9 protein-coding genes are annotated in these 11,170 nt (G+C 67.7%); 4 read left to right on the plus strand and 5 right to left on the minus strand.

Annotated features, from left to right (window positions below; translation table 11 throughout):
- Positions 1 to 33: 33 nt before the first annotated feature.
- The 3 genes from PT015_RS07750 to PT015_RS07760 all read right to left on the minus strand — a co-directional run bounded on the left by PT015_RS07750 (position 34) and on the right by PT015_RS07760 (position 3,890).
- Positions 34 to 924 (minus strand): PE-PPE domain-containing protein, encoded by an 891-nt coding sequence (locus PT015_RS07750; RefSeq protein ID WP_285190050.1) that lies wholly within the window; start codon positions 922 to 924, stop codon positions 34 to 36.
- Positions 925 to 1,011: 87 nt separating this feature from the next.
- On the minus strand, positions 1,012 to 2,385 hold the full coding sequence (locus PT015_RS07755) for a metallopeptidase TldD-related protein (protein ID WP_285190051.1): 1,374 nt from the start codon (positions 2,383 to 2,385) through the stop codon (positions 1,012 to 1,014).
- Positions 2,382 to 3,890: a TldD/PmbA family protein gene (locus tag PT015_RS07760; RefSeq protein ID WP_285190052.1), complete on the minus strand. Its 1,509-nt coding sequence runs from the start codon at positions 3,888 to 3,890 to the stop codon at positions 2,382 to 2,384. Before PT015_RS07760 ends, PT015_RS07755 begins: the two co-directional genes overlap by 4 nt.
- A 34-nt stretch (positions 3,891 to 3,924) precedes the next feature.
- Here PT015_RS07760 and PT015_RS07765 point away from each other — a divergent pair, with 34 nt between their 5' ends.
- The 3 genes from PT015_RS07765 (at position 3,925) to PT015_RS07775 (ending at position 7,020) form a co-directional block, all read left to right on the plus strand.
- Entirely contained in the window at positions 3,925 to 4,797 is an 873-nt protein-coding gene (locus PT015_RS07765; RefSeq protein WP_285190053.1) for a carbohydrate ABC transporter permease, read from the plus strand.
- Entirely contained in the window at positions 4,784 to 5,608 is an 825-nt protein-coding gene (locus tag PT015_RS07770; protein ID WP_285190054.1) for a carbohydrate ABC transporter permease, read from the plus strand. Before PT015_RS07765 ends, PT015_RS07770 begins: the two co-directional genes overlap by 14 nt.
- 119 nt (positions 5,609 to 5,727) lie before the next feature.
- Positions 5,728 to 7,020, plus strand: a complete 1,293-nt coding sequence (locus PT015_RS07775) for an ABC transporter substrate-binding protein (RefSeq protein ID WP_285190055.1) — start codon at positions 5,728 to 5,730, stop codon at positions 7,018 to 7,020.
- Here the strand turns inward: PT015_RS07775 and PT015_RS07780 are convergent.
- Both PT015_RS07780 and PT015_RS07785 read right to left on the minus strand, forming a co-directional pair.
- On the minus strand, positions 6,998 to 7,858 hold the full coding sequence (locus PT015_RS07780) for an energy-coupling factor transporter transmembrane component T family protein (protein ID WP_285190056.1): 861 nt from the start codon (positions 7,856 to 7,858) through the stop codon (positions 6,998 to 7,000). The two genes, PT015_RS07775 and PT015_RS07780, sit on opposite strands and share 23 nt — an antisense overlap.
- The gene (locus PT015_RS07785; RefSeq protein ID WP_285190057.1) at positions 7,855 to 9,942 is read right to left on the minus strand and encodes an ABC transporter ATP-binding protein; all 2,088 of its coding nucleotides are present in this window, start codon (positions 9,940 to 9,942) and stop codon (positions 7,855 to 7,857) included. The genes PT015_RS07780 and PT015_RS07785 overlap by 4 nt, the downstream gene beginning before the upstream one ends.
- 125 nt (positions 9,943 to 10,067) lie before the next feature.
- On the opposite strand from PT015_RS07785, the gene PT015_RS07790 reads away from it, so the two are divergent.
- On the plus strand, positions 10,068 to 10,556 hold the full coding sequence (locus PT015_RS07790; protein ID WP_285190058.1) for a MarR family winged helix-turn-helix transcriptional regulator: 489 nt from the start codon (positions 10,068 to 10,070) through the stop codon (positions 10,554 to 10,556).
- Positions 10,557 to 11,170 lie beyond the last annotated feature (614 nt).

The following is an 11,170-nucleotide window of genomic DNA, read 5'->3' on the forward strand; positions in this document are numbered from 1 at the left end:
ACGCCGATTATGTCGCCCGGGCGCCGTCGACAGCTACGGAACGACGATGCCGAAGCTCCCGAGCGTGACGTCGAACAGCGACTTGAAGAGATCCACCGGGTCCGCCAGATTGAAGTACGTCGTCGCGCCGTCAGCGATGCCACCGGCGTCGATCACGGACAGGATTTCGGATTCGGCCAACCCGCCGAGGTAAACGCCGTGCTCGAAAAATCCGATGAAGTCGTGCCACAGGGCCCCTAGCGGATCCGCCATGAAGTCTGCGGGCGTCGCGGTGTCGGCGAAGAAATCGTTGGCGACGGTGAAGACGTCGGTCGGATACAGATCACTGGGTGTGGTGACGCCGTTCAGGTTCGACCAGCCGAGCAAATCGTTGAGCCACTGCCCGAACGGCGTGGCACCCCAGGTGTCGAGGAGGCCGGTGGGTCCCGACGGCGGGTCGGCGGCGGCGTCACCGATCAAGACGAAACGTAGGTCCGTCAGCGGAATACCGTACGCGTGAAGCTCTTCTTCGGCCATCGATGCGACGACGGCGGACTGGCTGTAGCCGAACACCGTGAGCGGGTCGTCGGCCGAGAATGCGCCGGCGTCGTACTGGGTTTCAATGGCATGCACCAAAGTGTCCACGCCGGAGGCGATGGACGGCCCGAAGTTCGGCGACTCCTCGGTGATCAACGGGATCACCGTGCCGCTGTCCGAAAAGCCCAGCGGCTGAAGGTATTCCGTGACAGCACCGGGAATGTATCCCGGGAAGAACGTCGGGTCGGGTATGTAGGTGGGCCCCATGATGATCGCGAGGGTCGACCCGTCGAGAAACCCCGCCCCGGCGTCGATGTCCGCACGCGCTTCGACGGACGAACTGCACAGCGCTGCCGCCGCGGCGGCGAACGCGACACCTACGGCACGTGCAAGGCAAACCTTGGACATCAGGACCCCCCCGGTCGGTCATGTGATCGGCATCACAGTACCCAGGGTTCGCGCCTCACAAACGCAAATTAGGCACAAAGAGTGAACTTATGTCGCTTGGCTCACCGACGACATGTGAAAGTCCGGAATCCGCAACGGCGGCATCGCCGCCCGTGTCACCCAGTCGCCCCACTCCCGCGGTAGCGTTCGCTCGCTGATCCCGGCCTGCGTCGCGCGCCGCAACAGATCCAACGGACTCTCGTTGAAGCGGAAGTTGTTGACCGCGCCGGTCACCTCGCCGTCCTCGACGAGGTAGACGCCGTCGCGGGTCAGCCCGGTCAGCAGCATGGTTGTCGGATCGACCTCGCGCATGTACCAGAGCGTCGACAGCAGTAGACCGCGCTCGGTCTGCGCGATCATGTCGGCGAGTTCGGTGCTGTCGCCGGTCATCACGATGTTCTCGGCGGCGACGGCGACCGGCGCTCCGAACTCCTCGGCCGCGGCCCGCGGGTAGGCCAGCGCGTTGATCGCGCCGTCCCGGATCCAGTCGATGCGCCCGATGTTCATGCCGTTGTCGAAGATCGATTGCGTCTCCGACGAACTGGTGGCCGTGACGAACGGCGCGCAGTCCAGTCCGGGCGCCGCGGGATCGGAGTACAGCGTCAGCGGCAGGTCAGTCAGCTTCTCCCCCACCCGTGTCCCACCGGTGGGCGCGCTCAGCGCGTTGCGTCCCTCCTGTGCGCCGCGTCCCGTCATCGACCAGCCGAGGTAGACCATCATGTCCGCGACCGCGGACGGCGGCAGGATCGTCTCGTAGCGCCCCGCGGGCAATGCGACGCGCCGGGCTGCCCAGCCGAGCCGCATCGACAGCTCCTCCAACATCGAATCCGCCGACACCCCAACGAAATCCGGTGTCCCGACGCCGACCCACGCGCTCGCACCGTCCCGTTTGGCGTTGATCTCGACCGAGCCAGCCGGCTGGGTGTAGCGGCGCCGCAACCCGGTCGAGGTCGCCAGAAACGTGGTGTCCACGGTGTGCTGCGCGAAGCCGTATAGCTGATCGGTGCCGCGAAATCCGCGCGCCAGCGATTCGGCGACGCCGGCGAACACCTCGGGGCCCGTCCAGGGCGACGGCTCATCCCAGTTGCCGGGTGCGGTGTTGCCGCTCAGCAGGGGCGCGGCATCGCGTGCCTCGGGCGCCGCGGTGGCCGCCGCCTGCGACGCGGCGACCAACTCCCGGATTGCCGACGGCTCCACTTCCGCTGAGGTGAGCGATCCGACTCGGGCCGTATCACCAAGTCGCGCAATCGAGATCACCGTGGTCTGACGCGCTGTCGACGCGCCGTTGGTGGTCATCGAATTGTTGGCCCACCGCAGCGACGCCGCCGAGCGGTCGCTGACCAGCACGATGGTCTCGGTGGCGCCCCCCAACTCGGTAGCCGTCTTCAGCGCGATGTCGATGACCTGTTGCGTGGGAATCACAGGCCGCCCTCCGTCCGCGTGTTGAGCACGTTGACTCCGCGGAACAACGCCGACGGGCAGCCGTGACTGACGGCGGCCACCTGGCCGGGTTGGGCCTTGCCGCAGTTGAACGCCCCGCCGAGCCGCCAGGTCGACTGTCCACCAACGGATTCCATCGAGTTCCAGAAGTCCGTCGTAGTGGCCTGGTACGCAACGTCACGCACCTGACCGTCGAGCCGGCCGTCGCGGATGCGGTAGAACCGCTGCCCGGTGAACTGAAAGTTGTAGCGCTGCATGTCGATTGACCACGACCGGTCGCCGACTATGTAGATCCCGTCGTCGACCCGGGCGATCAGGTCGTCGGTGCTGAGGTCTTCGGGACCGGGCTGCAGCGACACGTTGGCCATCCGCTGGATCGGCACGTGATGTGGCGAGTCGGCGTACGCGCAGCCGTTGGACCGCACCTGGCCCAGTCGCGGCGCGAACACCCGGTCCAATTGATAGCCGACGAATACCCCGTCGCGTACCAGATCCCAGCTCTGGGCGGCCACGCCGTCGTCGTCGTAACCGATGCTGGCCAAGCCGAATTCGACGGTGCGGTCGGCGGTCACATTCATGATCGGCGATCCGTACTGCAGTGCGCCGAGCTTGTCGGGGGTGGCGAACGACGTGCCCGCATAGGCGGCCTCGTAGCCGATGGCGCGGTCGTATTCGGTTGCGTGGCCGATGGATTCGTGAATGGTGAGCCACAGGTTGGTCGGGTCGATCACCAGGTCGGTCGGCCCGGCGGTGACGCTGGGCGCCTTGACCTTCTCCGCCAGTTGCGACGGCAGCTGCGCAAGCTCGTCGCCCCAGTTCCACACGTCGTCGTCGGTCAGCGCCTCCCAGCCGCGGCCCATAGGCGGCGCCAGCGTGCGCATCGAGTCAAACCCGTTGTTGACGGTGATGGCCTCGAACCGCGGCTGGATCCGGACCCGCTGCTGGGTGATCGACGAGCCCGCGGTGTCGGCGTAGAAGGTCTGCTCCTTGACCGACATCAGGCTCGCCGAGACGTGGTTGATGCCGTCGGCGGCCAGCAGCCGGCCGGAGTACTCGTCGAGCACGGTGAGCTTGTCGGCGAGCGGCACTGCGAACGGATCGACCCGATAGCTCGACACCCAGGTCGCGTCGGCATAGACCGGCTCGGCCGCCAACTCCACGCGATCGGTGTTCAGCGCGGCCAACGTGCGGGCCACCGCCACCGCGCGTCGCGCCGTCTCGGCGGCAACGTCGGGCGAAAGCTCGGCGTGCGATGCGAAGCCCCAGGTGCCGTCTACGACCACGCGCACGGCCAGGCCGATGTCGCGGTTGAGCACCGCGGTCTCGAGTTCGCCGTCGCGCAGTTGGACGACCTCGTTCATTAATCGGTGAATGCGCAGGTCGGCGTGGCTGGCTCCGGCCGCGGTGGCCGCGGCGAGCGCGGCGTCGGCAAGTTCGTGGCGGGGCAGGCCGAGAAAGTCGGCATCGATCCCCCGGTTCGGTGTCACGACTCCTACCGTATCGACCGGCTTTAATACCCTTATGGGGACGCGCCCGCGACAATCGGCGGCGCTGGGTTACGCCTTGCTGGCGCCCAGCCTGTTCGGCGTTGTCGCGTTCCTGTTACTGCCGATCCTGGTGGTGGTATGGCTGAGCCTGCATCGCTGGGACCTGCTCGGGCCGATCGAGTATGTCGGAGGCCAGAATTGGCGCTCGGTGCTGACGGACCGGACGTTCGGCAATTCCCTCCTGGTGACATGCGCGTTCGTGGCGATCGTGGTCCCGATCCAGACCGTGCTCGGCTTGACCGTCGGCGCGCTGCTGGCGCGCGAACTGCCGGGCAGCGGCCTGTTCCGGACGCTGTTCGTGCTGCCCTGGATCTGCGTGCCGCTGGCGATCGCGGTGCTGTGGCGCTGGATCCTCGCGCCGACCGACGGTGCAGTCAGCACGCTGCTCGGCCATCGCATCGAGTGGCTCACCGATCCCGGTCTGGCGCTGCCGGTGGTGTCGGCGGTCGTGGTGTGGACCAACGTCGGCTACGTCGCGCTGTTCTTCCTCGCCGGCATCCTGGCCATCCCCGCCGAGATCCACGCCGCCGCCCGCACCGACGGCGCCACCGGCTGGCAACGGTTCTGGCGCATCACGCTGCCCATGCTGCGCCCGACACTGTTCTTCGTCTTGGTCACCGGAGTCATCAGTGCCGCACAGGTTTTCGACACCGTGTACGCGCTGACCGGCGGCGGCCCGCAGGATCGCACCGACCTGGTCGCCCACCGCATCTACGCCGAGGCATTCGGCGCCGCGTCGATCGGACGGGCCTCGGTGATGGCGGTCGTGTTGTTCGTCATCCTGGTCGGCATCACGGTGATGCAGCACCTCTACTTCAGCAAGCGGGTCAGCTATGACCTCACCTAAGAGGCCCGCCGCACTCTTGGTCTACGCCGGCCTGCTGGTCGGCGCGTTGATCACGTTGGCGCCGTTCGTGCTTGGCCTGCTGACGTCGTTCACGTCGGCGCATCAGTTCGCGACGGGCACCCCCCTGTCGCTGCCGCGTCCGCCGACGCTGTCGAATTACGGCGACCTCGGTGGCGCTGGGTTCGGCCGCGCGCTGGCCGTGACTGCGTTGATGACGGCGATCATCCTGCTCGGACAGGTGAGCTCGTCGGTGCTGGCCGCGTATGCGTTCGCGCGGTTGCACTTTCCCGGCCGCGACGCGCTGTTCTGGGTGTATCTGGCGACGCTGATGGTGCCGGGCAGCGTGACCGTCGTGCCGCTATACCTGATGATGGCGCAACTGGGCATGCGAAACACGTTCTGGGCGTTGGTGTTGCCGTTCATGTTCGGCTCGCCGTACGCGATCTTCCTGCTGCGGCAGTACTTTCGCGCGATCCCCGCCGACCTGATCAACGCTGCCTACCTCGACGGCGCCCGGACACTCGACGTGATCGTGCACGTGGTGATTCCGTCGAGCAAGCCGGTGCTGGTGACCCTGATGCTGATCACCGTGGTCTCGCAGTGGCATCACTTCATGTGGCCGCTGGTGATCACCAGCGGGCCGAAGTGGCAGGTGCTGACGGTCGCGACGGCAGCGCTGCAGTCGCGGTACAACTCGCAGTGGACGCTGGTGATGGCCGCGACGGTGGTGGCGATCGTGCCGCTGCTCGTGCTGTTCGTGATCTTCCAGCGTCACATCGTCCGCTCGATCGTCGTGACGGGGCTGAAGTGAGCCCGCGCGACCGCGAAACAGAACCCCGGGCTGTAAATTCCGCGGAAGCGCAACCCTCGCTTCAGTTTCGCGGCAGGACGTTCAGACCGCGGTTCTCCACGCTGTTCGCCCTCGGCGTCGTGCTGATCGCCGCGCTGCTGGTGTTGGCCGTGGTGGTGCTCGACGTGACGTCGCGACCGGTCGGCGGCAAAACTGTGGTCACGGTGCGACTGTGGGATGAGCAGGTCGCCGCCGCGTATCGACAGTCGTTCGCGGCCTTCGGCCGAACGCATCCCGGCATCGAGGTGCACACCAATGTCGTGTCGTACTCGAACTACTTCACCACGTTGCGCACCGACGTCGCAGGTGGCAGCGCCGACGACATCTTCTGGGTTTCGAATGCCTACCTGGCCGGCTACGCCGACAGCGGTCGCCTGCTCGACATCGGCAAGACCTTCGGCCCGAAAGCAGCGCAGGCGTGGGAGCCGTCCGTTGTCCAACAATTCACCCGCAACGAAAAGCTCTGGGGTGTACCGCAACTCACCGACGCCGGCGTCGCGGTGTATTACAACGCCGACCTGCTGGCCGCCGCCGGGGTCGACGCCGCCGACCTCGCCGCACTGCACTGGGGACCGGGCGACGACACGCTTCGGCCGCTGCTGAACCACCTCACGGTCGACGCTGACGGACACCCCGGCGGCACACCGGGTTTCGATCCCGGCCGGGTGCGGCAGTGGGGCTACAACGCCGCCAACGACGCGCAGGGCATCTACCTGAACTACATCGGCTCGGCCGGTGGTCAGTACCAGGACGGCGACCGCTTCGCCTTCGACAACCCGGCCGCGGTCGAGGCGTTCACCTACCTGGTCGGCCTGATCAACCGCGACCACGTCGCGCCACCGGCGTCGGAGACCAACGACAACGGCGACTTCTCCCGCAACCAGTTCCTGGCCGGCAAGATGGCGCTCTTCCAGTCCGGGACTTACAACCTGGCGATAATCTCGCGGCAGGCCAACTTCCATTGGGGCCTCGCCATGTTGCCGATCGGGCCCAGGGGCCGCGTCAGCGTCACCAACGGCATTGCGGCGGCCGGGAATTCGGCGTCGGCACACCCCGAGGCGGTCAAGCAGGTGCTGGCCTGGCTGGGCAGCACCGAGGGCAACCAGTACATCGGCCGTCTGGGCAGCGCAATCCCCGCGGTCACGTCCGCGCAGCGGGTGTATTTCGACTACTGGTTGAGCAAGGGCATCGACGTACGGCCGTTCTTCCGGGTCCTGGATGGCCCGCGGATCGCCGCGCCGGGCGGTGCCGGCTTCGCCGCCGGAAACCAGGTACTCAAGCCGTATTTCGACGAGATGTTCCTGGGCCGCAGCGACGTCGCGACCACGCTGCGCCGCGCGCAGGACTCAGCTAACGCCGCCGCCCAACGGTGATACCGGTACGAATCTCGAGCGCGACAGCCGCGGCACACACCGCGACCGTGATCGCCAGAGCGACCCAGTCGGCCTGCTTCGGCCGCGACGGCACCGCGGAAATCTGGCCGATGCCACCGCGCGCGGTGATGGCGTCGCCCATCTCGTCGGCGCGCCGCAACGTCACCGTGAGCGCCGCCGCGATCAGATCGACTGCCTCGCGTGCCCGCCCCCGGCGGCGCGCCCGACGGGTGTCCGCCTTACGTTTCGGCCGCAGTCGGCGCGCGGCGTAGAGCACCGAGAACTCGTCGACCAACATCGGGAAGGCCCGCAGCGCCAACGCGATCGTGACCGCCCACTCGTCGACGGGAACCCGCAACCAACGCAGCGGGCGGCCCAAAGCTGCTACCGCAGGTGCGATTTCGGCAACATTGGTGGTCCAGGACACCATCGCTCCCAGGCCCAGCAGCACGAAGGACAACGTGGTGATCCGCAGGAAGTTCAACAGTCCCCCGAGCCAGACTGACGATCCGGCCAGATGAACCACCGGGCTGCCACCGGCGAACGCCGCGGAGACGCCACCGAGCAGCAACAGAATCCACAACCAGTGCGGCACATTCGGCAGCGCACCGCGAGGAATGTGCGCGAGTCGGGCCGCCGTCAGCACCAGGGCCGCCACCAGACCGATCGCGATCCAGCCCGGATAGAACGTCAACAAGATCGAGATACCCAGCACGGCAAGCAGTTTGGTGCCGGCCCACAGGTCGTGGATTACCGAGGTTCCCGGCACCGGACGTAGCAGCACCACCGAGCGCGATGGCCGGCGCTCGGGTCGCGCGTCGGGCGGCGTGGTGGTCACGACACTCCTTCCGCCGCCGTCGACACCGCATGCAGCACGCCGTCGCGCAGATCCAGCGTGTGCGGGCAGAGCTCCTCGAGCCCGGCGAAGTCATGGGAGATCACCACGACGGTCAACCCCTGCTCGCGCCGCAACTCCTCGAGCAGTCGCACCAATCCGCGTTGCGTCTCGGCGTCCAGGCCCGCAAGCGGCTCGTCGAGAATCAGCGCCCGCGGCGAGCGGGCGAGCAGACCGGCCAGCACAACCCGGCGCATCTGCCCGCCGCTGAGTTGGTCGATGCGGCGCTTGCCCAGCCCGCTGTCCAGCCCGACGACGGCCAACGCCTGTGCGACCCGGTCGTGGTCCTTGGGTGAAAAGCCCGCTGCCGAAGCCACTTCCAGGTCGACCCGGCTGCGCATCAGCTGCAGTCGCGCCGCCTGGAAAGACAGCGCGACGGCACCGACCTGTTCATGGGCGGGACGTCCGCCGACCAGACAGGTGCCGGCGGTCGGCACGGTCAGCCCGGCGAGGATCCAGGCGAGCGTCGACTTTCCGGAGCCGTTGCCGCCATGGATCAACAGGCCGTCGCCCTGGTGCACCGCGAACGTCACGTCGCGCAGTGCGGCCTTGGCCCACGGTGTGCCGCTGTTGTATTCGTGGCTGACGCCGCTGACTTCGAGGATCGCCGGTCCGGACGCCTGGGCAGCGGCCGAGACGACGACGGGCGCCGCGATGGTCTCGACCATGTTGGTGTTGTCGCCCGATTCGCTGAGATTGATGGTGCTGTCCGCGGATTCGGCTTCGTTGTTGTAGTGGGTGATGTGCACGACGGAGGTGCGATGTTGGCGCTTCAGCCCGGACAGCACACCGAGCAAGGCGTCGCGACCCTCCTGGTCGACCATGCTGGTGACCTCGTCGGCGATCAGCAGCGCCGGTTCGCGCGCCAGCGCGGCCGCGACGGCCAGCCGCTGCAGCTCACCGCCGGACAGGCTGCCCGTGTCGCGTTCGGCGTGCGAGTCCAGTCCGACTTCGCGAAGTAGTTCGGCCACATCGGTTTTGGTACCCGGCGGCAGACCCCACACCACGTCGTCGGCGACCCGGGTGCCCAGCACCTGACTCTCGGGATGCTGCATGACGACCGCGGTACCGCCGATGCGCCCCAGGCCCACGGAACCGGGCCGATCGATGGTGCCCGACGTCGGCTCGCGGCCCGCCAGAACCAGCATCAGGGTCGTCTTGCCGGAACCGTTGGCCCCGGTGATCGCCAGGTGCTCGCCCGCCTTGACCTCAAGGTTGACCGGCCGCAACGCGTCGTGGTCGGTGTTGGGGTAACGGAATCGCACCTGATTCAAGCGCACCGGGACCGGGCCGACCGGGGCGCTGTCGACCGGCGCATCCAGCTTGTGCACGTCGGGAATGCCACGCATCCGGTCCAGCACGCGCGACAGCGCCCACCAGCCGATCAGCGACACGACGACGATCGAGAAGATCCCGTTGATGAAGATCAGCCAGGGCCAGTAATGCAGCGCCTCCGCCAACAGCCACTGCATGGAGTGGGCCGCGGTTTCGAGGTTCTTGCCGATGCGCTCGCTTTGCGGGAACGGGTGGGAACGCGCGAACTGCCCGAGCGATCTCAGCACGGTTGCGAAGCCGTCGACGTTCGCGGTGATCGCATCGAAGATCAGGTGCCGCAACCGCGACAGCAGCGCCAGCGCCGCCACCGCGAACACGTTGAAGACCGCGCCGGCGAGCACCGACACCACGACGACGGTTCCGGTCCCACGGCCCCGACGCTTCACCACTCCGGTCAATCCGCCGACGTAGGCGCTGTTGCCGACGGTGATCAGGCCGCCGAGGCCGGCGATCAGGAACGCAATCAGGCCGGCGGCGACGGTCGCAGCGACCAGCACACGGATGCGGTACCGGTAGGCCAGCAATCCCATCGGAACCGTGCCCAGCAGTGACAGGGCGCCGGCAAACGGCACGACGATCGAGATGATCGCTGTGGCCGCACACAACGCGGCCATCACGGATGCCTGCGCGAGCTCGCCGGGACGCAGCGAGCGGGACGTAGGGGTCCCGGACGCAGGGCGAGTCGCGTTCATTGCATCAATTCTGCCAGCACTCACCGGCTGCGCCCGCGAGCAAACAAAGGGGGTGGGATTGAGTTAACAAGACTGAAATTGGCCGGTTCGTGCCCTAGATAGCCTAGCTATGCAACTATATACGCATGACGCCATCCGCAACCACTGAGCGCGCCGCCGCCGAGGAGGCTGTCGCCGGACTTGGCGCGGATCTGCTCGCCGTCGTGGCGCGGCTCAATCGCTACGCCACGCAACGCATTCAGATGCAACTGCCGGCCGCGCAGGCGCGCCTGCTCTCGACGATCGACGCCCACGGCGAGGCCCGCATCTGCGACCTGGCCGCAGTCGACCACTGCTCGCAGCCGACGATGACCACGCAGGTGCGACGCCTCGAGGACGCCGGCCTGGTCACCCGCACGGTCGACCCCGGCGATGCCCGCGCGGTGCGGATCAAGATCACGGCGGAGGGGATGCGGACGCTGAACCGCGTCCGCGCCGACCGGGCTAGCGCGATCGAGCCGCAACTCGCCGACCTCGGCGAGGCCGACCGCCAGACGCTGGCAGAGGCCGTCACCGTGCTCCGCCGTCTGCTCGACGACTCGGCGCCTGTCCGGCGGCCCGGCGGACCTCGCTAGTAACACACTCCTGGGGTTGTCTGGCCTGCGCGGATTCTCGGCGCGCGACGGTGGCTGGATAATGAAGGCTCGACTCAAGACAACGGGCGAGCAAGGGGGTGGATGTGTTCTCAGCTATGTTCGGCACCCCCCTGGTCGTATGGCTCGGCCCGCGTAAGTACGCATTCGCGTCCGACCGCGACGTCACCGTCGGAGTCGACAGCGGCGCGGACGTACGCCTGAAGGGATTCAACGGAGCCGTCGCTCCCCTGGTGGTGCTGCATTTCAACGGCACGCAATGGATCGCGGTCGACCGCAGCCCCGCCGGGATGTACGTCGACGGGGTCCGGATGTCGACGGTCTTCATTCATCACGGCCGTGCGGTCACGCTCGGCGATCCGGAGCATGGGCCGCGACTGGTGTTCCAGTTGCCCGCCCCGACTGCTGCGCCCCCGCCCGCGCGGGTCCCGCCTCCGCCATCCCTTGCCCCTCCGCCGCCACCTCCGCCGATGCAGCGCCCGCTGCCACCGCCCCCGCCGCCGCGACCCGTCGTGCATTTCCCGCCGCCACCTCCACCGCCGCCCGCGCCCCGGCCGGCGCCGCTGCCACCCCCGGCGCAGTGGGCACCGCCCCCG

Origin of the sequence: Candidatus Mycobacterium wuenschmannii, assembly GCF_030252325.1 — a bacterium.
In the GTDB taxonomy this organism is placed as follows: domain Bacteria; phylum Actinomycetota; class Actinomycetes; order Mycobacteriales; family Mycobacteriaceae; genus Mycobacterium; species Mycobacterium wuenschmannii.

What these genes read in the sequence shown, in the direction of transcription:
- PT015_RS07750 (WP_285190050.1), bottom strand. Translation starts at nt 924, where the DNA reads ATGTCCAAGGTTTGCCTTGCACGTGCCGTAGGTGTCGCGTTCGCCGCC.
- PT015_RS07765 (WP_285190053.1), top strand. Translation starts at nt 3,925, where the DNA reads ATGGGGACGCGCCCGCGACAATCGGCGGCGCTGGGTTACGCCTTGCTG.
- PT015_RS07770 (WP_285190054.1), top strand. Translation starts at nt 4,784, where the DNA reads ATGACCTCACCTAAGAGGCCCGCCGCACTCTTGGTCTACGCCGGCCTG.
- PT015_RS07785 (WP_285190057.1), bottom strand. Translation starts at nt 9,942, where the DNA reads ATGAACGCGACTCGCCCTGCGTCCGGGACCCCTACGTCCCGCTCGCTG.
- PT015_RS07790 (WP_285190058.1), top strand. Translation starts at nt 10,068, where the DNA reads ATGACGCCATCCGCAACCACTGAGCGCGCCGCCGCCGAGGAGGCTGTC.